Raw genomic sequence first — 22,443 nt, forward strand, 5'->3', positions numbered from 1 at the left:
CGCTCGTTCCCCTCGTCCTCGGCCGCCGCAGCGACGTCCACCGCCACCTCGTCCGGCACGATCCCGCGCACCGGAGGAAAGACCATCCCGTCCTCACCGCCCGCGCAGTCCAACGCCACCCCGCACGGCACCCCGGCCGCCGGGACCGCAGCGTCCAGCAGACGCGCCCCCAGCCACCGCTGGTACGTCCACTCCCGGTCACCCTCACCCCGCGCGACCGCGAAACGCGCCAGCGCCTGCTCGTTCGAGAAGGCGTAGAACCAGCGGACACCACCGAAGTCCGCCGTCAGCGGCGAGTCGTCCTGGCCCAGCGGTACGAGCACCGGAGTACGCCGGAACTCGCCGAGCAGGATCGCGAACTGCGGGCCTCCGGGCTCGGGGTCGTCCGTGGTCCCCGATGGGCCGGGTACGGCCATGTCCGCGTAGTCGTACAGCCGTGACCTGCGCGTACGCCCCCCGTCTTCAGTCATGGACGGGATCATCACACTGCCTGACGGCAGTCGCAAAGCGATGCCCGGCTGACCGATCGAGTCCGGCCGCCCCGCCACGTAAGGCAGCGCCCGGACCGAAACGGCCCGGGCGCTGAAAGTGTCCGATGGGTCAGGTCACGGCAGGGCGTGGACGTGAGGCCCCACCGTGTTCGACCACGCGTTGCCCGCCGTCGCGTCCCAGTTCGTGGACCAGGTCATCGCGCCCCGGAGCGCGGGGTACGTCTTGGACGGCTTGAAGGTGCCGCAGTTCGTGGCCGCCGTCAGGCAGTCCAGGGCGTTGTTGACCACCGTCGGGGAGACGTAGCCGCTGCCCGCCGCGCGGGTGGAGGCGGGGACGCCGAGGCCGACCTGGGACGGGGAGAGGCCGCCCTCGAGCTGGATGCAGGCGAGGGCCGTCAGGAAGTCGACCGTGCCCTGGCTGTAGACCTTGCCGTCGCAGCCCAGCATGGAGCCGCTGTTGTAGTACTGCGTGTTGACGACCGTCAGGATGTCCTTGATGTTCAGGGCCGTCTGGAAGTACGCGTTCGACGTGGACTGCATGTCGATCGTCTGGGGGGCCATCGTGATGATCAGCGAAGAGCCCGCCTTCGACGACAGTGAGCGCAGCGCCTGCGTCATGTACGTCGCGTTGAGGCCGTTCTCCAGGTCGATGTCGACGCCGTCGAAGCCGTAGGTCTGCATCAGGGAGTAGACCGAGTTGGCGAAGTTGCCGGCCGACGTCGCGTCGTTGACCGACACCGAGCCCTTCTCACCGCCGACCGAGATGATGACCTTCTTGCCGGCCGCCTGCTTGGCCTTGATGTCCGCCTTGAACTGGTCGACGGTGTAGCCGTTCAGGCCGGCGGAGTCCAGGCTGAAGGAGACGGCTCCCGGGGTCGACGTCGCGTCGGCGAAGGCCACCGCGATGATGTCGTAGGACGACGGGACGTCCGAGAGTCTCTGGACCGTGGCGCCGTTGTTGAAGTTCTGCCAGTAGCCGGTGACCGCGTGCTTAGGGAGGGAGCCGCCTCCGCCACCCGTGCCGGAGGTCGTCGTGCCCGTCACGGTCGCCGACTTGGCCGACTCGCCCGCCGCGTTGGTCGCCGTGACCTGGAAGGAGTACGACGTGGACGCCGCGAGGCCGGTCACCGTCGCCGACGTGCCGGTCACGGCCGTGACCTTGGTGCCGTTGCGGTAGACGTTGTAGCCCGTCGCGCCCGACACCGCCGACCAGGACAGGGAGACCGAGGAGGACGTCGTACCGGTCACGGAGAGACCGGCCGGGGCCGCGGGGACCGTCGGGGCCGGGTCGCCGCCTCCGCCGCCGTCGGGGCCGTAGACCGAGACGTCGTCGGCGTAGTAGGCCGCCTGGCCGTACCAGCCGTGGGTGTAGACGGTGACCGACGTCGTGGACGCGCCCGTGGTGAACGTCGTCGACAACTGCTTCCAGGACGTCGAGTCCGGGGTCCACGTCGAGACGTCCGTCGTGCCGGTGCCCGTCACGCCGAGGTAGGAGTAGCCGCCCTGGACCCACGCGCTGAGCGTGTACGTCGAGTTGGGCTTGACCGCGACCGCCTGGGTGCACTGGGCGTTGTCCAGGCCGGCCGGCGTCGCCTTCAGGGCCGCGGTGCCCCCGTGCACCGGGGACGTGACCGTCGTGCCGCTGCCGGCCGTACACGTCCAGTTGGCCAGGCCCGACTCGAAGCCCGCGTTCTTCACGTTGTTGACGTCCGCGGCGGACGCCGGCGCGGCCGCGGCGAGGCCCGCGACCGAGAGGGCCAGGGCGGTGGCGGCGGACCACGTCGCGAGCCGCCGTCCGCGGGGTCTGGGTATGCCTGGTGCGCGGTCCACTGGTGCCTCCGTGGGGAGTGGGCGGGGAGGGGAGGAGAGGGGCGGTGGCCACCGCTTGCGCCCTTAAGTTGGTCCAGACCAATCGGGGTGTCAAGAGGTCCAGACCAAAACCGTTTCCAATCGGTGGCTCAACCTGTCCAGGTTTGGCGGGACTTGCTCCGGGAGAGTTCCACACCGGCTTCACAAACGCTGTTCTCCGGTCAGACGCCCGTGGATACAGTGCTCAGGTAGTCACGCAGTGAAGTCGTCCTGGCGCATTGGAGTTACACCGGTGGGCCGACGGGTGTGAAGAGCGGGGAGCTGCGCGTGCCAACTGCCATTGCCGTGACCAGTGCCGACATGGCGCTGCCGGCGCAGGACGAGCGGACCATGCCCGCCGTCGTGCTGACCGGCCTCGACCGCAAGCCGCTGGACCAGGCCCTCACCGAACTCCACGCCCTCGTCGAGCAGTACGGCTATGTGGTCGTCGTCTGCTCACAGGCCACCCCGGAGCCGGTCGTACGGCGGCTGCACACCCTGCGCTCGCTGCTGGAGAGCGACCGCATCGCCCTGTTCCGGCCGGAGTTACCGCCGCTCGGCATCGCCGTCCTGGCCCGTCAGCTGCGCCAGCTCGCCTCCTGCGACCTGAGCCCGGGCGTGCTCGCCTCCGCCGGACGGCTGCTCACCCACTACATCCACGCCGGAGCCGTCCTCGGCTCCGTCGCCAGGCTGGACCGGGTCCCGGTCGGCCTCAAGGCGCACGCCAGGTCCTGGGTGCCGGGCAGCCAGTTCGCCGTCCTCGCCCACCCCGAGCCCCAGCTCGTCAAGGTCGCCCCCGAAGCCACGCTCAAGGGACCCGAGTTCAGCACCTGGCTGCTGGTCGCCAAGGGCCAGTTGCAGAGCGAGTGGGCCGCCGGGCTCGGCACCCGGTGGGGCGTGCACGGGCTGCGCGAGACCCCGCTGCCCGCCGAGTCCCCGGTGTGGTGGGGCACCGGCCGCATGGTCGAGTTCTGCGGCTACCTCGCCGACCTCTCCGTCCTCTACCAACTGGTCACCTCCGTACGGCAGACCAGCTGTCACTGGTGCGGCCTGGACGTCATCGGCGACCGCTGCGTCTTCTGCTCCGCCACCCCGCCCACGTACGAGCCACCCCGCGCCCTGGAACAGCGAACGCCCGCCTGACCTGCGCGAACCTGACCCGTCCCGCTCGACCGATTCCCCCAATGAGGTTGCACGGTTCATGAACTCCCGTCAGCGCCGCGGCGTGATACTCCTGATCCTGTCGGTCCTGTGCGCGCTGGGCGCGTTCGCCGGCGTGCTCTCCGTCATCCACGACGCGAACTCCAAGGTCGGGCCCGAGGTCGCCGCCTACCGGGTCAGGTCCGAGGTGAAGCCGTACACCGCCCTGGACACGGGTCAGTTCGAGAAGATCGAGATGCCGAAGCGGTGGCTGTCCGGCAACGCCGTCACCGACCTCCGGCAGATCCGCGGCAAGATCGCCGTGACCACCCTGCACGCCGGCTCCCTGCTCCAGACCGACATGATCGTGGACCGGCCCGCCCTCCAGCCCGGCCAGCAGGAGGTCGCCATCATGATCGACGCGGCGACCGGCGTGGCGGGGAAGATCACCCCGGGGTCGCGGGTCAACGTCTATGCCACCTTCGAGGGGAAGAAGGAGGGCGACCCGGACCAGTCGAAGATCATCGTGACCAACGCCCGCGTCATCGACGTCGGCCGGATCACCGCCCTCGAACCCGACCGCGACAAGAACCAGCAGGCCACCGAAGCCGTCCCCATCACCTTCGCGCTGTCCACCATCGACGCCCAGCGCGTCACCTACGCCGAGTCCTTCGCCCAGCGCGTACGGCTCGCGCTCGTGGCCCCCGGCAGCGAGACCAGCGTCCCCGACAAGGACCGCACCTACGAACTCGCGACGGACAAGTGAGAGGCGGCCATGCCCACCAGGATCCTCCCGGCCGGCGCGGACCCGGACGCCGTCCGCTCCCTCACCACCCTGCTCAGCCAGCTCCCCGACGCGGAGCCACAGCCCCCGGTGACCGACTCCACCCAGCTGGTCGACACCCTCGCCCGGCTCGCCGCCGAGTCGGTCGACGAACTGCCCGAGGTCGTGGTCGTCCATGAACGGATCGGCCCGGTCCCGGCCCTGGAACTGATCCGCGAAGTCGCCCTCCGCTTCCCGGCCGTCGGCGTCATCCTCGTCACCACCGACGCGAGCCCCGGCCTGTTCGCCGCCGCCATGGACTCCGGCGCCCGCGGCCTGGTCGCGCTCCCGCTGTCGTACGAGGAACTCGCCAACCGCGTGCAGGCCGTCGCCCAGTGGTCGACCGGGGTACGACGGCACCTCGGGCACGGCGCCGAGATGCTCGCCGGGGCCGGCGGCACCGTCGTCACGGTCAGCGGCGCCAAGGGAGGCGTGGGCGCGACACTGACCGCCATCCAGCTCGCCCTCGCCGCCCAGGCCTCCGGCCGCGCCACCGCCCTGGTCGACCTCGACCTCCAGACCGGTGACGTCGCCTCCTACCTGGACATCCAGTTCCGCCGGTCGGTGGCCGACCTGGCCGCCATCACCGACATCTCGCCCCGCGTCCTCGCCGACGCCGTCTTCCGCCACGACACCGGGCTCGCCCTGCTCCTCGCGCCCGGCGAGGGCGAACGCGGCGAGGAGGTCACCGACCGCGCCACCCGCCAGCTCGTCAGCGCCCTGCGCTCCCGCTACGAGATCGTCGTCGTCGACTGCGGCGCCCAGCTCAGCGGGGCGGGCGCGGCGGCCGTCGAGATGGCCGACACCGCGCTGCTGGTCACCACCCCGGACGTCATCGCCGTACGCGCCGCCAAACGGACCGTACGGATGTGGGACCGGCTCCAGATCCGCAAGGCCGAGGAGACGACCGTGGTCGTCAACCGGCACACGCGCAGTACGGAGATCCAGCCCGCGCTCGTGCAGCGCATCACCGGAACGGCGCTGGCGCGCACGGCCGTACCCGCCAACTTCAAGGAGCTGCAAGGGGTCGTGGACGCCGGGCGGGTCCATGAGCTCGACGCCAAGAGCACGGTCAAGCAGGCGCTGTGGGCGCTCGCGGGGGAGCTGGGACTGGTGCAGGCGGCGGAGGGAGCCTCCCATCGCGGGGGCGGACGCGGTTCCGTGAGCCTGCGGCGGCGGAAGGAGTGAGTCCCTGATGAGAAGGCCGGACGGGGACCGGGGGCAGGTGAGCATCGAGTTCCTGGGCATGACCCCGCTGATCGTTCTGACGCTGGTGCTCATGTGGCAGGCCGTGTTGGTGGGATACACCTTCACGCTCGCCGGGAATGCTGCCGACGAGGCGGTGCGGGCGGGGACCGCGGCTCCACCGGGAGGCGCGCGGCAGGCCGCGTGCGCGGAGGCAGGGCTGAAGCACCTGTCGGGAGCGTGGAAGGGGGACGCGTCGGTGCAGTGCAGTCCGTCCGGCTACGTCACGGCCGATGTCTCCCTCAAGGTCCCGGTCCTCTTCCCGGGCGTGATCTCCTTCCCCGCCACCGTGCACGGCCACGCCGGAGCCGTCGAGGAGGTGAAGCACTGAGATGCCGTACCGCCGCCCGAGACGTGACCGTGGCCAAGTGGCCATCGAATACCTGGGTTTCATCCCCGTCCTCCTGATCGTCGGCCTGGCCGGCATCCAGATCGGTGCCGTCGCCTACGCCGCCGAGCAGGCCGGTACGGCGGCCAGGGCGGGGGCACGGGCCGCGTCGCTGCGGCAGGACGTGGGGCAGGCGTGCGCCGGCGCGGTCAGCGGCGGTCTCTCCGTGCAGTGCGGCGAGACCGGGGGAGGGGACGAATCGGTCACCGTCACCGCGACCGTCCACATCCCCACCATCGTCTGGGACCTCGGCTCCGCCACCAAGTCCGCCACCATGCCGCTCGACCACTGACCGAGGAGAAGCGACCCCATGAGCCTGCGGGCACGCATCAGCACCCCGGAGGAGCACGGCAGCCGGGGCGAGGACGGACACCTGGTCGCCTCCTACCGGGCCAAGCTGCTGGAGGAGATCGACCTCGCGGAGATGAGTTCACTGGCCGCCGCCGAACGCCGGGCGCGGCTGGAGCGGGTGCTCGGGCACATCATCAGCCGCGAGGGGCCGGTGCTGTCGACGGTCGAGCGCTCCCAGCTGATCCGCCGGGTCGTGGACGAGGCACTGGGCCTCGGCATCCTGGAGCCGCTGCTGGAGGACGCGTCGATCACGGAGATCATGGTCAACGGCCCAGACGCGATCTTCGTGGAACGCGGCGGCCGGGTGGAACAACTCCCCCTCCGGTTCGTCTCCGCCGACCAGCTGATGCAGACCATCGAGCGGATCGTCTCCACGGTGAACCGGAGGGTCGACGAGTCGAACCCGATGGTGGACGCCCGCCTGCCGTCCGGCGAGCGGGTCAACGTCATCATCCCGCCGCTGTCCCTGACCGGCCCCATCCTCACCATCCGCCGCTTCCCGCGCTCCTTCACCCTCCAGGAGCTCATCGGGTTCGCCTCGCTGGACGAGCACATGGTGTACCTGCTGGCGGGCCTGGTGCAGGCGAAGTTCAACATCATCGTCTCCGGCGCGACCGGCACCGGGAAGACCACCCTGCTGAACGCCCTGTCCGGGCTGATCCCGTCGCACGAGCGCATCATCACCATCGAGGACTCCGCCGAACTCCAGCTCCAGCAGACCCATGTGGTCCGCCTGGAGTCGCGCCCGCCGAACGTGGAGGGCAAGGGGCAGGTCACCATCCGCGACCTGGTCCGCAACTCCCTGCGGATGCGCCCCGACCGGATCGTGGTCGGCGAGGTCCGCGGCGGCGAGTCCCTCGACATGCTCCAGGCGATGTCCACGGGTCACGACGGCTCGCTGGCGACCGTGCACGCCAACAGCGCCGAGGACGCCCTGACCCGGTTGCAGACCCTGGCCTCCATGTCCGACGTCGAGGTGCCCTTCGTCGCCCTGCACGACCAGATCAACAGCGCCGTCGACGTCATCGTCCAGCTCACCCGGTTCGCCGACGGCGCCCGCCGGATCACCGAGATCGCGCTGCTCGACAGCCACGGCGGGGAGCCGTACCGCCTGGCGACCGTGGCCCGCTTCGACGCGCGGCCCATGACGCCGGACGGCCGCGTGTACGGCGAATTCCGGTACTTCCCGCTGCCCCGCCGTACCGCCGACCGCCTCTACATGGCGAGCCAGCCCGTCCCGCAGGCCTTCGGCGTCGCCCGCTCCGCCGACCAGCTCGCCACCCGAGAAGCCAGGTAGGACCCAGGACCATGGAACTGCACACCCTCGTCCAGCTCACCACCGGTGTGACGCTGCTGACCTGCGTCCTGGCGGTGGCCGGCGTGCACGCCTACGCCTCCGGCCGGGCCCGGCGCGCCGCCCTCGTGGACCGCCTCGCGCACACCGGCCCACCGTCCGCGACCGGCCGCACCCGCCGCTTCCGCGACCTGGACCGGCGGCTGCGCCGCACCCGCCTCGGCCGCTGGCTGGAGCGGCGCCTGGCGGCGACCGGCCTGGACGTCACGCCGGGGGAGTTCTTCGCCGCCATGCTCGGGACGGTCGCCGCGCTCTGGCTGATCGGCCAGGCCACCCTGGCCCCCTTCTTCGGACCGCTCGCGGGCCTGCTGGGGATCTGGGCGGCGGTCCAGTTCCTCAACTGGCAGCGGCAGAAGCGCATCGAACGCTTCATCAACCAGCTTCCGGAGCTGGCCCGCATCCTGGCCAACGCCACCCAGGCGGGCCTCGCCCTGCGCACCGCGATCGGCATGGCGGCGGAGGAGCTGGAGGCCCCGGCCGGCGAGGAACTGGCCAAGGTCGCCGACCAGCTCGCCGTCGGCCACTCCCTGGACGACGCGCTCGGCGAGCTGGCCGACCGTCTGCCCTCCCGCGAACTGGTCGTCCTGGTCACCACGCTGGTCCTGTCGAACCGGGCCGGCGGCCAGGTGGTCTCCGCGCTCCGCAACCTGACCGAGACCCTGGAGGAGCGCAAGGAGACCCGGCGCGAGATCCGCACCCAGCTCTCCCAGGTGACCATGACGTCGTACGCCGTGCCCGTCCTCGGGATCGGCGCGCTGTTCCTGATGAACGGCGTCAAGGACGGCGCCCTCGACCGCATGACCGGCTCACCGGTCGGCCAGGCGTGCGTGATCGTCGCGTTCGCCATGTACGCCGTCGGCTTCGTCCTCATCCGCCGCATGAGCCGGATCGACGTCTGAGGGAGGTGACCCGATGGCATACCTGCTCGCCCTGCTGATGGGCCTCGGCGTCTGGGGCGTCTTCGCCGGCGTCCGCATGTACCGCGCGGACGCCAGGCTCCCCGGCGACCTCGCCGTCGCCCTGGAGGTCGGCGCCACCCGCACCGGCGCCGTCGGCTCGGTCGTCGACCGCATGGGCATGCGCTACGCCCCGGCCGTGCTGCGCCTGATGGGCCCGCGCCTGGTGGCCAGATACCGCCGGAAGATCGACCTCGCGGGCAACCCCGGCGGCCTGACCATCGACCGCTACGCGGCCCGCCGCGCGGTCTACGGCGCCCTCGGCGGCGTGGGCTTCCTGGTGTTCCTCCTGCGCGGCCAGTGGTTCGTGGCCGTCCTGCTGCTCCTGTTCGGCGCGTTCTGGACGGAGGTCGGCCTCTGGTCGGCGATCCGGGTCCGCAAGGACGTCATCGAACGCACCCTGCCGGACTTCCTGGACGTGCTGGCGGTGGTGGTCAGCGCGGGGCTCGGCTTCCGGCAGGCGCTGGACCGGGTCGCCTCCCGCTACGAGGGCCCGTGGGCCGACGAACTCCGCATCACCCTGCGCCAGATGGACCTCGGCATGAGCCGCCGCGAGGCCTTCGCGGAGCTGCGGCGGCGCAACGACTCCGAGCAGGTGGCCATGTTCGTCACGGCGTTGCAGCAGGGCGAGGAGCTGGGCGCGCCCATCGTGGACACGCTCGTCTCCCTGGCCAAGGACATGCGCCGCACCGACGCCCAGAACGCCCGTCGCAAGGCCGCCCGGGCGGTGCCGAAGGCCACGCTGATGATCACCACGTTCATGGTCCCGGCGACGATGCTCCTGCTGGGCGCGGGCCTGCTCCTCGGCTCCGGCGTGGACTTCGGCTCGCTCACGGGGGAGTGAGGACGGGCGTGACGGTGACGGGGCCGACCGGGCTGAGGGGGCGTACGGGGCGGAGCGCGCGTGCGGGGGGAGTGCGGCTCGGGGCGTGGGCGCGGCGGGTCGGGCGGAAGCGGGACCCCGGGGCGGGCGGTGCGCGAACCGAGGTCCCGCCGCACCCGGTGGCGTCGACGGCGGCGGCGACGGCGGCACCCCTGACCGAGCCCTCCGAGAAGCTCCAGATCCGGGCCCTCCAGGCCATGTGCCGCCAGGTCTTCGGGTTCCGCCTGGCGATGATCGTCCTGTCGGCCCCCGCCGCCCTCCTCAACGCGGCCCCCGGCCTGGGCGCCCGCCTGGTCGGCGCGGCCGTGGTCGTCACCTTCATGGTGTCCTACGTCCTCTTCCGCGACTGGGAACGCTTCGGACCCCTCCTGCTGCGCCACCCCAGCCTCCTGGCCGCCGACACCCTCTTCGGCTCCTTCCTCCTCATCTCGGCCGGTCCGGACACCACCCTCGCCTACGTCAGCGTCTGCACCCCGCTCCTGGCCGGCCTGGTCTACGGTTGGCGCGGCGCGGCCTGCTTCGCCTCGCTCCAGTCCCTGATCCTGCTGCTGGTCCACGCGACCCTGAAGGCCGACCGCCACGCGCCCGTCGCCGAGGCCCTCCTCCTGCCCGGCCTGTGCGTCATCGCCGGTGCGATGGGCTCGACCCTGCGCAACCTGATGCTCCGCTTCGGCGCCGCGACCCAGGCCCTGACGACGGTCCAGGCCCGCCTCGCGGCCGCGGAGGCGGTGAGCGCGGAACGGGCCCGGCTGGCCCGCGAGATGCACGACTCCGTGGCCAAGACCCTGTACGGGGTGGCCCTGGCGGCGGACGGCCTCGCGGCCACGGCGTCGGCCGACAGCCCCGACCCGGCCCGCATCAGGGAACAGGCGGAACTGGTGTCCCGCTCGGCGCGCAGGGCGGCGGCGGAGTCCCGGGAGCTGCTGACGGACCTGCGCCGGGACCAGCCGGACGCGCCGGACCGGACCCCGCTCTGGCAGGAACTGGCGCACCGTGCGGCGGACTTCACGACGCGCACGGGCCTGAAGGTCACGTGCGCGTGGGAAGGCGCGGAGAGGGACGGTGAGGAGCGGAACGGTGAGGAGCGGAACGGTGAGGCGGGGAATGGCGGACAGGAGGGGGAGGAGTGGGAGCAGGGGCAGGACAAGGCGGGCGACCGCACCGGCCCCCCTTCGCTCCCCGCCCCCCTGGCCCGCCACGTCCTCTCCATCGCCACGGAGGCACTGGAGAACGCCCACCGGCACGCGTCCGCGACCCGCGTGGACATTCGGGCGGCGGTCGACGGCCACCTGCTCCGCCTCACGATCCACGACGACGGCAGCGGCCTCCCCCCGGGCACCACACTCGAAGAGTTGCGCGGTTCGGGCCACTTCGGCCTGATCGGCATGGTCGAACGGGCCGCACAAGCCGGCGCCCGGATCCGCATCGGCAGGGGCACCCACGAACGAGGCACGGAGGTCCGCCTGGAGGTCCCGTTGCCGGCACCGTTCCGAAAGGCTTGAGAGGAGGCACATGCGTCCCCGACGACAACCACAGCCGTTCCCACCGCCGGCGCCGGCGTCCCCGCCGCTGCGGGTGCTGGTCGCCGACGACAACCCCGTCGTCCGCGCCGGTCTGACGGCCCTGCTCTCCGGTCACCCGGACACCACGGTGGTGGCGGAGGCGAGGGACGGGCGGGAGGCGTACGAGGCGGCGGTCCGGCACCGGCCGGACGTCATCCTCCTCGACGTCCGCATGCCCGGAGTCGACGGAATCTCGGCGTTGCCCCACCTGGTGGGGCTGGCGCCCGTCATGATGCTCACCTACAGCCACGAGACGGAGACCGTGCGGGAGGCGCTGCGGCTGGGGGCGGGGGGATATCTGGTGCACGGCGAGTTCACGACGGAGCAGTTGGTGACGGCGGTGCGGGACGTACGGGAGGGGCGCCCGCATGTGACGCCGGGGGCGGCGAGGGCGTTGCTGGCGGAGCTGAGGGGAGATGCAGCTGCACACGCTGCTCCCCAACTCGGCGAATTATCACCAGATTCAGCCCCCCAAAGTCTTTCGCAACTGCAACCGTCTATGGGACAGTCGTTCCGGTCACGGTTCCGGCTGAGCAGCAGGGAGGCGGAGATCATGGACCTCATCGCGTCCGGCATGACCAACCAGCAGATCGCCGCCGCCTGCTTCATCAGCGAGAAGACGGTCAAGAACCACATCAACCGCATCTTCGCCAAGCTCCACACCACGACACGCTCCCAGGCGACGGCGAAGTGGCTGGGGGTGGCTTGATATGACACGAGACCCGAAAACCCCCAACCCCAAATGGGCCTGGGGTTGGGCCCTGGGGCCCTCTGGCGGGTGCCGCTCCGAGCTTTACGTTTCCGGAATCCGAAGCGCAGCCGGAGGGGAGCGTCATGAGCGACTGGATGCTGAAGATCATGGTGGCGATGCAGCGCCGCACCGACGACAAGGGACAGACCGCCGTCGAGTACCTCGGGATCATCGCGGTGGTGGTGGCGATCGTGCTGGCGGTTACGGGTACCAGCATCGGTCAGTCGATCTTGCAGAAGATTCTTGCGAAGATCAACGAAATCACTTGATGCCTCTTCGGAGGCAGCGGGACGACGGGCAGGCCTTTCCCATCTACATCACGGTGGTGGCGGGCCTGCTCTTTCTTGCGTTCGCTTATCTCGCGGTCGGACAAGCCGCGGTGAACCGAAGTGGCGCACAGACGGCGGCCGATGCGGCAGCTCTGGCGGCGGCTCAGGACGTACGCGACCAGCTCGCGGGTCAATGGGTGCAGGACCTGATGGATCCCGCCAAGTGGCAGGACATCCTCCACGGGGACACAGAGATAACCGACCCGTGCGGGCGCGCCGGACAACTCGCCGCGCAGAACGATGCGCATCTCGACCACTGTTATCCGCTCCCACCTCTCAAGTACAAGGCGGAAGTCACGACCAACAAATCCGTTGGTGACTCCGTGGTGCCCACAACGGAAAACATCAAGTCGACGGCTTCTGCCACCGCCGAGATCGAGCCGCTCTGTGAGTTCGAGCCACTGGGTGACGACGCGGAAGACGACACGCTGCCCGAACTCACCTGTGACGGCAAGGTCTGGGACTTGGAACCGGACGACCCGGCAAGGCTGCCCAAACCCGAAGATCTCTTCGACGTCCACCTGGCCGACTGACATGCGAACGACGAGGGAAGAAGGAAGCGGAGCGATGAGCATTCGGTGCACCGTGAAGGCCCGCAAGGGCGTGATCGCACTGACCCTCGTGGTCGGCTTCGCCGTCAGTGTCACCGGCTGCGGTGGTGGCGGGGACGATGCCAAGAAGCCCCAAGCGTCGGCTTCCGTCTCCAAGGGCGGGGGATCGGATCCGAGTACGCAAGAAGGAGAGTCCACGGCTCCGTTGGCCGAGCTCAAGGGCACTGAGGGACTGCTTCTCCGGATCACTTCGGTCCAGCGTGACTCGGGCGGCTTCGTCACGGTGAGCGGCGATCTGAAGAATGACGGAGCGAAGTCCGTCGTCGTGCCGCCGCAGATGAGCGGCGATGAAACAGAGATCGTCAAGCACGGTCTGTCCCTGGGCGGAGCCACTCTCGTCGACCCCGAGGGAAAAAAGCGCTACTACGTACTACGCGACACAGAAGGCCGCCCCCTCACCACGACGGGCCTCGGCACACTCCAGGGAGGACAGTCCCTCCCGGTCTTCATGCAATTCCCCTCCCCACCCACGAACACCACCGAGGTGACCCTTCAGCTGCCCACCTTTGCCAGCGCTACCATCAAGATCTCCGGGTGAGGCCCAAGTGATCACCGCGTCCCGGATTGCGCTCACGGCCGCTGTTGTGCTGCTCGTCGTGAATCTGCCCCCCACCACCGCCCTGGCTGACGACACCGGCCCCAGTGAACCCCCCGGTACCGAACCCTCCGCCGCCGCCCCGGTGAAGGTCGACCCCACGGATCCGGATCTGAAGCTTCCGGAGGGGGCCACGCTGGCCGCGGCCAAGGTGTTGGACATCAAGTCGGTCGTGGAGGACCAGAGCGGGGACGAACGGCGCGAGGACACCAACGCCGACGTGACGTTCGCCCTCCAGGCCGAGGTGCTGTTCGACAAGGACAGCGCCAAACTCGGCGCGGCGGCGAAGGCCCGCATCGCCGGCATCGCCGAGGAGATCAGGAAACAGAACGCCACCCAGGTCCGCGTCTTCGGCTTCACCGACAACCTCGGCTCCTCCGCCCACGGCGACACCCTCTCCAAGCAGCGCGCCAACGCCGTACAGGCCGTACTGGACCAGGACCTGAACACCCCGTCCATCACCTTCGACGTCCGCGGCTACGGCGAGCAGTACCCGATCGCCGACAACTCCACCGAGGCCGGCCGGAAGAAGAACCGCCGGGTCGAGGTGTCCTTTCCCCGTACCCAGCAGTGAGGCAGCATCCGGCTACCCCAGGTCCACCCCCGTCTCCACCTCCACCCGTACTCCCGGCCGCAGCCCCCACCCCGCCATCGCCCCCGCCCCCGCCTCCAGCACGTGCCGTGCCCGCGGGCGCGGCAGGCCCAGGCGGCCGGGGCGCATCGTGCGGACGGCGATGACGGTCAGGCGGCGGTCCAGGTAGGCGACGTCGATCGGGATCCGCATCCCGAACGTGTGTACCCCGCTGGCCGGAGACAGCAGCAGCGCCCCGTCGACCGAGTCCCGGCCCAGGAGCCCCTTGGTCCGTGCCCGGTAGGAGGTCGCGATCTCCAGGGGCACGGGGACGACGACCTGCCCCGCGCCGGAGGCGGAGGCGGGGGCCGGGCCCGCCCGCACGATCAGCCGTCCCCGCCCGTCCCGCCAGCGCCGCCCCATGCCCTACCTCCCGCGCCACGGCCACCCGTGCCGTCAACTCGCCCGGCAACACAAACACGTTGTTCTTTCCCGTCCTCCCCACTAGGAAGGGCTCCATGACAGGACTCGGTGTCGTATTCCGCCCCCAGCTTCCGCCCGAGCGGCTGCGGGCCGTCGCCCGCCTCGCGGATGACGCGGGGCTCGAAGAACTGTGGCTGTGGGAGGACTGCTTCCTGGAGGGCGGGGTGTCCACGGCCGCCGCCGCGCTCGCCTGGACCGAGCGGGTACGGGTCGGCATCGGACTGCTGCCCGTGCCGCTCAGGAACGTGGCCGTCACCGCCATGGAAGCCGCCTCGCTGGAACGCATGTTCCCCGGCCGGGCCATCCTGACCGTGGGGCACGGGGTGCAGGACTGGATGGGCCAGGTCGGCGCCCGGGCCGCCTCCCCGCTCGGCCTCCTCGGCGAACACCTCGACGCCCTGCGCGCCCTGCTGCGCGGGGAACGGCTCAGCGTGCGCGGGCGGTACGTCCAGTTGGACGACGTCGCCCTCGACTGGCCCCCAAAGCGCCCGGTCGACGTCCTCGCGGGCGCCACCGGACCGCGTACGCTCCGGCTCTCCGGCGAGAAGGCCGACGGCACTTTGCTCACCGCCGCCACCTCGGCGGACGGCGTACGGCGGGCCCGGAAGCTCGTGGAGGAGGGGCGGCGGGCGGCCGGACGCGACGGTTCGCACCGGATCGTGGTCTATCTGCTGGCCGCCACGGGCACCGGCGCCGACGCCCGGCTGCGTGCCGAACTGGCCGCCGAGGGATTCGAGTCGGCGGCGGACGTGGGTGTCGCCGGGGACGCGGGCGCGGTCGCCGAGGCGGTACGGCGGCTGGCCGAGGCCGGTGCGGACACCGTCGTCCTGCAGCCGACGGCGGACGAGCCCGACCCGGAGGGCTTCGTGCGCTTCGCCGCGCAGGAGGTCCGGCCGCTGGTGCCCTGAGCGGGACGGGTGGGGCGGGCAGTCGCCGCAGGTCAGGGGCGTTGTCAGTGGCGGGTGTCACACTGCCCTGCATGACCGACCGACGCGAGGTGCAGATGACCGCCAGCCATGAGAGCGTTACGCCCGACTCGGATCTCCCCGTGCGTCTGCGGGCCGTCACGGAGCAGGATCTGGAGGCCCTCTTCGCCTACGAGCACGACCCCGAAGCCGTCCGGCGGTCGAGGTTCACCCCCCGGCCGCGGGAGGCCTTCTTCCGGCACTGGCGGGAGCGGGTGCTCGGCGACCCCGACTGCCTGGTGCGGACGGTCACCGTCGGCGGGGAGCCCGCCGGGAGCGTCGTGTCCTGGACGCAGGACGGGCGGCGGTTCCTCGGCTACTGGCTCGGGCGGCCGTACTGGGGCCGTGGCGTCGGCACGCGGGCGCTCGGCCAGTTCCTGGAGCTGGAGCCGGTTCGTCCGCTGTACGCGGACCCCTTCGCCGGCAACACCGCCTCCGTGCGGCTCCTGGAGAGACACGGCTTCGAGCGGACCGGCACGGTCCGCCACGGGACGGACGAGCACGTCATGCTGGTTCTCGCCGCGGGGTCCGGGCAGAGCTGAGGGGGGTCGGGGCCAGGAGCGGAAAAGAGCAGGAACCGTCGAGGCCCCGCTGGGATCATGGCCGTATGACTGCGCAGCGTTCCTTCGAAGACCTCGTGGCTGAGGGTGCCGCCGTGCCGACCGAGGGGTGGGACTTCTCGTGGTTCGAGGGCCGGGCCACCGAGGAGCGGCCGTCGTGGGGGTACGCCCGGTCGGCGGGGGAGCGGCTGGCCGGCGCCGAGGCCGTGCTGGACGTCCAGACCGGCGGCGGGGAGGTGCTGGACTTCGCGCTGAGCCGGGCGGAGCCGGCCCGGCCGGTGCTGGTCGCGGCCACCGAGGGGTGGCCGCCGAACGTGGCGAAGGCCACCGCCCTGCTGCGGCCCCGGGGGGTCGTGGTGGTCGCCGCGCCGGACGACGCGCCGCTTCCGTTCGCGGACGGGGCGTTCGACCTGGTGCTCAGCCGGCACCCGGTGCGGCCGTACTGGGCGGAGATCGCCCGGGTGCTGCGGCCCGGCGGCACCTACTTCGCCCAGCACGTGGGGCCGGGCAGCGCCTTCGAACTGGTCGAGTTCTTCCTCGGGCCGCGGTCGCAGGAGGCGCGCGGCGGCCGCGACCCCGAGCGGGAGCGGGCCGACGCCGAGGCGGCGGGCCTGGAGGTGGCCGGGCTGCGGGCGGAGCGGCTGCGGATGGAGTTCCATGACGTCGCCGCCGTCGTCCACTTCCTGCGCAAGGTGGTGTGGATGGTCCCGGATTTCACGGTCGAGGCGTACGAGCCGCGACTGCGCGCGCTGCACGAACGGATCCGGAAGGAGGGGCCGTTCGTCGCGCACAGCGCCCGGCATCTCTTCGACGTGCGCAAGCCGGACCGTCGACCGTAGTTTGCCCAGGGTTTCCACATTGTTATCGAGCGCGGTTCACACCGGTCCCGTCGATCACGTAAGTTCAGACCAAGGTTATTCGCGTGAGCAAAGCTGCGCGGGCGGTACCGCGCAGTGGAGGGGGCTGCGCGGTGCCGTGGAGCCGTGCGATCTCCACCCGACGGCGTAGCGGAGGCGTCAAGTCCACCCTTCGCTGACGGCGTCGCCCGTCGGGGGGGACCCGGGGCAACTCGCCGATGAGCCCCCAAGATGGCCTAATCCTTGCGAATCCGTTCGTATCCGACCGGATTTCCCTGGAATTCCGCTGTGAATCGGCCATGAAGCCCCCATGAATCGCGCATTCCGCGGCCACCGGGGCGTTGCCGGATGATTCCGGAGAGTAGTTGTGGCCCGCCAATGCACCCACCATCCCTTACGAAGGGTTATGGTGGAAACCCCCCCTCGGGCCGGTCCGTCTCCCCCCCACGGACCGGCCCGTTTTTCGTCCCCGTTCCGGGAACCCGGTCCGGGAACCTCTCGGCCGCGGTCCGCCGTCCCCGTGAAGGGGCGGGGCCATGACCAACCCCCGAGCAGCGGTAGGCTCAACGGCTCCGGCACCCCATCCCCCGCGCCCAACCCCCGGAGGGTCACGTGAACCTGCGCGACAAGCTGCGCGGCCTGCTCGTCAGGCTCTACGCACGCCGGGTGGAAGGCCACCTGGACCACGCTCAGGTGCCCAAGCACATCGGCGTCATCATGGACGGCAACCGCCGCTGGGCGAAGGCGTCCGGCTCCAGCACCGTCCACGGGCACCGCGCCGGTGCCGAGAAGATCGAGGAGTTCCTCGGCTGGTGCACCGAGACCGACGTCGAGGTCGTCACCCTGTGGCTGCTGTCCACCGACAACTTCGACCGGCCGCAGGAGGAACTCGTCCCCCTGCTCGGCATCATCGAGGACGTCGTCCGGACCCTCGCCACCGACGGCCGCTGGCGGGTGCACCACGTCGGCACGATGGACCTGCTGCCCGCGCAGATGCAGACGGCCCTGAAGGAGGCCGAGGAGGCCACCGCCCACATCGACGGGATACTCGTCAACGTGGCCATCGGCTACGGCGGCCGGCAGGAGATCGCCGACGCCGTGCGCTCCATGCTGCTCGACGCCCAGGACAAGGGCGTGTCCCTGGAGCGCCTCGCCGAGTCCGTCGACATCGACATGATCGGCCGTCACCTGTACACCGGCGACCAGCCCGACCCCGACCTGGTCATCCGCACCAGCGGGGAGCAGCGGCTGTCCGGATTCATGCTCTGGCAGACCGCTCACTCGGAGTACTACTTCTGCGAGGTCTTCTGGCCGGCCTTCCGGAAGGTCGACTTCCTGCGTGCCCTGCGCGACTACGCCGCACGTCACCGCCGCTACGGCGGCTGACCCGCCGGCCCCGCCCCGTCGCCGCCCGGTGACGGGGCGTTGTCGTTTACCCCGATTGGCGGGGATGTAACAAGGAGTTCACCGGCGCGCGGGTGGCCGCATTTGCATGGCGGCGCATCATCGAGGGCATAAGGCAAGCAGGTCGACGCCCGAACCACGGGCGTCGGATCTCAGCGGGCGGCACGGGGTCGCCCGCCCGGGAGGCCCTTTGCACCAGCCCGACCGTGCGGTCACCGCACGGAAGCAGCCGCGGGGGGCCGGTTCACGGCCCGCCGTGCGCGGGGGCCGGACACCGGTCCAGCATCACTTCGTCGCTCCCCGACCTCATCCGAGGGGGTACGTCCTTCCGTGGTGACCAGCACAAAGCGCCACAAGCCCGACCGGCGCACGTATGTTCTCGACACCAGCGTCCTGCTGGCCGACCCGAACGCCCTGGCCCGCTTCGACGAGCACGAGGTCGTGCTCCCCATCGTGGTGGTCACGGAGCTGGAGGCCAAGCGGCACCATCCGGAACTCGGCTACTTCGCCCGCCAGGCACTGCGCCTGCTGGACGACTACCGGGTGAAGCACGGTCGCCTCGACGCCCCCATCCCGATCGGGGAACTGGGCGGGACGGTCCGCGTCGAGCTCAACCACTCGGACCCCAGCGTGCTGCCCACCGGCTACCGCCTGGGGGACAACGACTCGCGCATCCTCGCGGTGGCCCGCAACCTGCAGGCCGAGGGGTTCGACGTCACCGTCGTGTCGAAGGACCTGCCGCTCAGGATCAAGGCGTCCTCGGTCGGCCTCCTCGCCGAGGAGTACCGCGCCGAACTGGCCATCACGGAGAACTCCGGCTGGACAGGGATGACCGAACTCACCCTGCCGGGCGAGCAGGTGGACATCCTCTTCGAGGAAGGGCACGTGTACGTCCCGGAGGCGGCCGACCTCCCCGTGCACACCGGCCTGACCATCCAGTCCGAGCGCGGCAAGGCGCTCGGCCGGGTCACCGCCGAGGGCAACGTCCGGCTGGTGCGCGGCGACCGGGAGGCGTTCGGCATCAAGGGCCGCAGCGCCGAGCAGCGCATCGCGCTCGACCTGCTGCTCGACCCGGACGTGGGCATCGTCTCGATGGGCGGACGGGCCGGCACCGGCAAGTCGGCGCTGGCGCTGTGCGCGGGCCTGGAGGCGGTCCTGGAGCGTCGCCAGCACCAGAAGGTGATGGTCTTCCGGCCGCTGTACGCGGTCGGCGGGCAGGAGCTGGGCTATCTGCCGGGCAGCGAGGCGGAGAAGATGAGCCCGTGGGCCCAGGCCGTCTTCGACACCCTGTCGGCGGTCACCAGCCGGGAGGTCATCGAGGAGGTCACCGCGCGCGGGATGCTGGAGGTCCTCCCGCTCACCCACATCCGCGGGCGCTCGCTGCACGACGCGTTCGTGATCGTGGACGAGGCGCAGTCCCTGGAGAAGAACGTACTGCTGACCGTTCTGTCCCGGATCGGCGCCAATTCGCGGGTCGTTCTCACGCACGACGTGGCACAGCGGGACAATCTCCGCGTAGGCCGCTACGACGGTGTGGTCGCCGTGGTGGAGAAGCTGAAGGGACACCCGCTCTTCGCGCACGTCACGCTGACGCGTTCCGAGAGGTCCCAGATTGCGGCGCTTGTGACCGAAATGCTGGAGGACGGACACATCTGACGCATCTGACATACGGGTGACGGCTGTTGGCGCCGTCCGGCAAAGGCCATGAGCCTAGCCGGGCGGCGCCTTGGCGCGTGGAGTTTTCCTGAAATCCCCAGGGCCAAACAGGATGTGAGCTTTCACACGCAACACAGAATTGCCACGCGGCGTCCGGTTACGGCAGAGTCTCGTTCCTGTCAGGCCCCGCATACGACACAGCTGTACCCCCAGCGGTACGACGCCACCTGAGCACCACCAACTCCATAGAGTTCGTCGTATGCCGCCCGAGCACCACGCGGCGCTCCCTTCGGGGGAGTTGCCCACCGGGCCCGCGCCTCCCGTGACCCCGCAGTTGGGAGGCCAGTGTCAGGGGCACGATCGCGTCCGCCAGGGTCACCGAAGCGGGCGATGCTGGAAGGAAACCGTGTGAGCCGGATTTCGGTCCGGGGATTCGCAGTGGCCTCCGCCACCGCGGTCACCGCTGTCGGAAGCGTCGTCGGCGTTGCCTCGGGCAGCACCGCACAGACCAACGACGCCGAGGCGACGGCAGCCGACACCACGCTCCTCGCCGACATACCCGCCGGTCAGCAGGCACAGGTGCAGACCGCGTCGCTGACGCAGCAGGCCGACGCGCAGGCCATCGCCGCGGACGTCAGCGCCAAGAAGGACGCCGAGGAAGCGGCCCGCAAGGCCGCCGCCGAGACCGCGATCGCCAAGAAGGAGCTCGCCGAGAAGGCGGCCAAGGAGGCGAAGGAGCGCGCCGAGGCGAAGGCCGCGGCCAGCCGTGGGACCGACGTCCGTGACTCCTCCAGCTTCCCGGTCCAGGGCAGCTACTCCGTGGCGCAGATCCAGGCGATGGCCCGTCAGATGGTCGCCGGCGACCAGTTCGGGTGCTTCAGCAACATCGTGAACCACGAGTCGAGCTGGAACTACCGCGCGGTGAACGCCTCCTCCGGTGCCTACGGCCTCTTCCAGGCCCTGCCCGGCTCCAAGATGGCCTCGGCCGGCGCCGACTGGCAGACCAACCCGGCCACCCAGATCAAGTGGGGCCTCAACTACATGAACAGCCGGTACGGCAGCCCGTGCCAGGCCTGGTCGTTCTGGCAGGCCAACCACTGGTACTAGGCGCTCTGCCGGCACCCGCGCCGTTCGCCGGCGCGCTCTCAACCTCGCGCAGCCCCTCCCCGTCCTTAGGGGAGGGGCTTTCGCCCTGTACGGTCGTATGCGAACGACTCCAGGGGGGAGTGGTGGCGAGCACCCGGGGACTCGGGGGAAGAGGACGGATCATGTCGCGAGTGCCAGGCTGGCTCGGCCGGCTGGGGGCCGGTCTCACCGAGATGAGCGAGCGCCTGGACGAGCGCCGCGCCGAGGTGGAGAAGGAGCACGGCGAAGCCGTCGAGCCCGCCGGCCCCGCCGACTCCGGGCCGGCCGGCGCGCCTGCCGCCACGGCCGCGCCCGTCCGCCGGCCCAAGGCGCCGTCCGGTCCCCGTCCCGACCCGGCCGAGGCCGTGCCCTGGGGCGTCCGGGTCGCCGCCGAGGCGGGCTGGCGGCTGCTGGTGCTGGCCGGCACGGTCTGGGTGCTGATGCGCGTCATCAGCGCCATCCAGCTGGTGGTGTTCGCCTTCGTCATCGCCCTGCTGGTCACGGCGCTGCTCCAGCCGACCGTCGCCCGGCTCACCCGGCGCGGGGTGCCGCGCGGCCCGGCCACCGCGCTCACCGCCATCAGCGGCTTCGTCGTCATCGGCCTGATGGGCTGGTTCGTGACCTGGCAGGTCATGGAGAACATCGACACGCTCTCCAACCAGATCCAGAGCGGCATCGACGACCTGCGCAACTGGCTGCTGAAGAGCCCCTTCCACGTCACCGACAAGCAGATCAACCAGATCGCCAAGAACCTCCGCGAGGCGATCGGCGCCAACGCCGACCAGATAACGTCCGCCGGCCTGGAGGGCGTCCAGGTCATCGTGGAGGCCCTCACCGGCATCCTGCTGGTGTTCTTCTCGACGCTGTTCCTGCTCTACGACGGCAAGCGGATCTGGCAGTGGTTCCTGAAGCTGGTGCCCGCCGCCGCCCGCCCGGGTGTGGCCGGCGCCGGCCCGCGCGCCTGGCGCACCCTGACGGCCTACGTGCGCGGCACGGTCCTGGTCGCCCTCATCGACGCCATCTTCATCGGCATCGGCATCTACTTCCTGGACGTGCCGATGGCCGTCCCGCTGGCCGTCTTCATCTTCCTGTTCTCGTTCATCCCGCTGGTCGGCGCGGTCGCCTCCGGCGCGCTCGCGGTGATCGTGGCGCTGGTCACCCAGGGTGTCTTCACCGCCGTCATGACCCTCGTCGTGGTCCTCGCGGTCCAGCAGATCGAGGGGCACGTCCTGCAGCCGTTCATCCTCGGCCGCGCGGTGCGGGTCCACCCGCTGGCGGTCGTCCTGACCGTGGCCGCCGGCGGCATGGTGGCCGGGATCGGCGGCGCGGTGGTGGCCGTGCCGCTGGTGGCGGTGACGAACACGGTGGTGGGGTACCTGCGGCAGTATTCGCAGGAGGTCCAGCAGCAGCACGCTTCCGCCGAGCCCGCGGAAGAGGAAGTGGCACAGGACGCGGAAGACCCCGCCCACCAAGGGTGAGCGGGGTCCCCGGCAGC

At 70.9% G+C, this 22,443-nt stretch carries 24 protein-coding genes; 21 read left to right on the plus strand and 3 right to left on the minus strand.

What is annotated here, in order from left to right; translation table 11 throughout:
- The coding region (locus tag OO52_RS39180; protein ID WP_037630635.1) for a hypothetical protein at positions 1–482 on the minus strand (482 nt) is incomplete at its 3' end.
- 123 nt (positions 483–605) lie between these two features.
- The gene (locus OO52_RS39185) at positions 606–2,321 is read right to left on the minus strand and encodes a chitinase (RefSeq protein WP_030655474.1); all 1,716 of its coding nucleotides are present in this window, start codon (positions 2,319–2,321) and stop codon (positions 606–608) included.
- 285 nt (positions 2,322–2,606) lie between these two features.
- Between OO52_RS39185 and OO52_RS39190 the strand changes: the two genes are divergently transcribed.
- From OO52_RS39190 to OO52_RS39255, 14 genes are all read left to right on the plus strand, one after another.
- Positions 2,607–3,482 (plus strand): hypothetical protein, encoded by an 876-nt coding sequence (locus tag OO52_RS39190; RefSeq protein ID WP_106972144.1) that lies wholly within the window; start codon positions 2,607–2,609, stop codon positions 3,480–3,482.
- A 58-nt stretch (positions 3,483–3,540) separates the two neighbouring features.
- Complete coding sequence (gene cpaB, locus OO52_RS39195) at positions 3,541–4,245, plus strand: Flp pilus assembly protein CpaB (protein WP_030655480.1); 705 nt, start codon at positions 3,541–3,543, stop codon at positions 4,243–4,245.
- 9 nt (positions 4,246–4,254) lie between these two features.
- The gene (locus OO52_RS39200) at positions 4,255–5,490 is read left to right on the plus strand and encodes an AAA family ATPase (protein ID WP_030655482.1); all 1,236 of its coding nucleotides are present in this window, start codon (positions 4,255–4,257) and stop codon (positions 5,488–5,490) included.
- 7 nt (positions 5,491–5,497) lie between these two features.
- Positions 5,498–5,878, plus strand: coding sequence for a TadE family protein (locus OO52_RS39205; RefSeq protein ID WP_030655485.1), 381 nt, complete (start codon positions 5,498–5,500; stop codon positions 5,876–5,878).
- 1 nt (position 5,879) lies between these two features.
- A complete protein-coding gene (locus tag OO52_RS39210; protein ID WP_030655488.1) occupies positions 5,880–6,227 on the plus strand; it encodes a TadE/TadG family type IV pilus assembly protein in 348 nt (115 codons plus the stop codon).
- An 18-nt stretch (positions 6,228–6,245) separates the two neighbouring features.
- Entirely contained in the window at positions 6,246–7,583 is a 1,338-nt protein-coding gene (locus OO52_RS39215; RefSeq protein WP_030655493.1) for a CpaF family protein, read from the plus strand.
- Between the two features lie 11 nt (positions 7,584–7,594).
- On the plus strand, positions 7,595–8,539 hold the full coding sequence (locus OO52_RS39220; protein WP_030655496.1) for a type II secretion system F family protein: 945 nt from the start codon (positions 7,595–7,597) through the stop codon (positions 8,537–8,539).
- 13 nt (positions 8,540–8,552) lie between these two features.
- Positions 8,553–9,440, plus strand: a complete 888-nt coding sequence (locus tag OO52_RS39225; protein WP_030655499.1) for a DUF5936 domain-containing protein — start codon at positions 8,553–8,555, stop codon at positions 9,438–9,440.
- An 8-nt stretch (positions 9,441–9,448) separates the two neighbouring features.
- The gene (locus OO52_RS39230) at positions 9,449–10,981 is read left to right on the plus strand and encodes a sensor histidine kinase (protein ID WP_030655502.1); all 1,533 of its coding nucleotides are present in this window, start codon (positions 9,449–9,451) and stop codon (positions 10,979–10,981) included.
- A 10-nt stretch (positions 10,982–10,991) separates the two neighbouring features.
- Entirely contained in the window at positions 10,992–11,750 is a 759-nt protein-coding gene (locus OO52_RS39235; RefSeq protein ID WP_030655504.1) for a response regulator, read from the plus strand.
- Between the two features lie 125 nt (positions 11,751–11,875).
- Positions 11,876–12,061: a membrane protein gene (locus OO52_RS39240; RefSeq protein ID WP_030655505.1), complete on the plus strand. Its 186-nt coding sequence runs from the start codon at positions 11,876–11,878 to the stop codon at positions 12,059–12,061.
- Entirely contained in the window at positions 12,061–12,654 is a 594-nt protein-coding gene (locus tag OO52_RS39245; RefSeq protein WP_030655507.1) for a pilus assembly protein TadG-related protein, read from the plus strand. The genes OO52_RS39240 and OO52_RS39245 overlap by 1 nt, the downstream gene beginning before the upstream one ends.
- A 34-nt stretch (positions 12,655–12,688) precedes the next feature.
- Positions 12,689–13,270 (plus strand): hypothetical protein, encoded by a 582-nt coding sequence (locus OO52_RS39250; protein ID WP_030655510.1) that lies wholly within the window; start codon positions 12,689–12,691, stop codon positions 13,268–13,270.
- 7 nt (positions 13,271–13,277) lie between these two features.
- Complete coding sequence (locus OO52_RS39255) at positions 13,278–13,901, plus strand: OmpA family protein (RefSeq protein WP_030655513.1); 624 nt, start codon at positions 13,278–13,280, stop codon at positions 13,899–13,901.
- A 12-nt stretch (positions 13,902–13,913) separates the two neighbouring features.
- Here OO52_RS39255 and OO52_RS39260 read toward each other — a convergent pair whose 3' ends face one another.
- Entirely contained in the window at positions 13,914–14,321 is a 408-nt protein-coding gene (locus OO52_RS39260; protein ID WP_030655516.1) for a DUF192 domain-containing protein, read from the minus strand.
- A 59-nt stretch (positions 14,322–14,380) separates the two neighbouring features.
- Here OO52_RS39260 and OO52_RS39265 point away from each other — a divergent pair, with 59 nt between their 5' ends.
- The 7 genes from OO52_RS39265 to OO52_RS39295 all read left to right on the plus strand — a co-directional run bounded on the left by OO52_RS39265 (position 14,381) and on the right by OO52_RS39295 (position 22,426).
- Positions 14,381–15,289, plus strand: coding sequence for an LLM class flavin-dependent oxidoreductase (locus OO52_RS39265; protein WP_267885036.1), 909 nt, complete (start codon positions 14,381–14,383; stop codon positions 15,287–15,289).
- Positions 15,290–15,360: 71 nt separating this feature from the next.
- On the plus strand, positions 15,361–15,888 hold the full coding sequence (locus tag OO52_RS39270; RefSeq protein WP_030655521.1) for a GNAT family N-acetyltransferase: 528 nt from the start codon (positions 15,361–15,363) through the stop codon (positions 15,886–15,888).
- Positions 15,889–15,953: 65 nt separating this feature from the next.
- Positions 15,954–16,745, plus strand: a complete 792-nt coding sequence (locus tag OO52_RS39275) for a class I SAM-dependent methyltransferase (RefSeq protein ID WP_030655523.1) — start codon at positions 15,954–15,956, stop codon at positions 16,743–16,745.
- 630 nt (positions 16,746–17,375) lie between these two features.
- Positions 17,376–18,149: an isoprenyl transferase gene (locus OO52_RS39280; protein ID WP_030655526.1), complete on the plus strand. Its 774-nt coding sequence runs from the start codon at positions 17,376–17,378 to the stop codon at positions 18,147–18,149.
- Positions 18,150–18,497: 348 nt separating this feature from the next.
- Positions 18,498–19,823: a PhoH family protein gene (locus OO52_RS39285; protein WP_030655529.1), complete on the plus strand. Its 1,326-nt coding sequence runs from the start codon at positions 18,498–18,500 to the stop codon at positions 19,821–19,823.
- Between the two features lie 390 nt (positions 19,824–20,213).
- Positions 20,214–20,930, plus strand: a complete 717-nt coding sequence (locus OO52_RS39290; RefSeq protein WP_196944386.1) for a transglycosylase SLT domain-containing protein — start codon at positions 20,214–20,216, stop codon at positions 20,928–20,930.
- A gap of 161 nt (positions 20,931–21,091) precedes the next feature.
- Positions 21,092–22,426: an AI-2E family transporter gene (locus tag OO52_RS39295; protein WP_030655535.1), complete on the plus strand. Its 1,335-nt coding sequence runs from the start codon at positions 21,092–21,094 to the stop codon at positions 22,424–22,426.
- The last annotated feature ends 17 nt before the right edge of the window (positions 22,427–22,443 follow it).

It is taken from the genome of Streptomyces flaveolus (assembly GCF_000716535.1).
GTDB lineage: Bacteria > Actinomycetota > Actinomycetes > Streptomycetales > Streptomycetaceae > Streptomyces > Streptomyces flaveolus_A.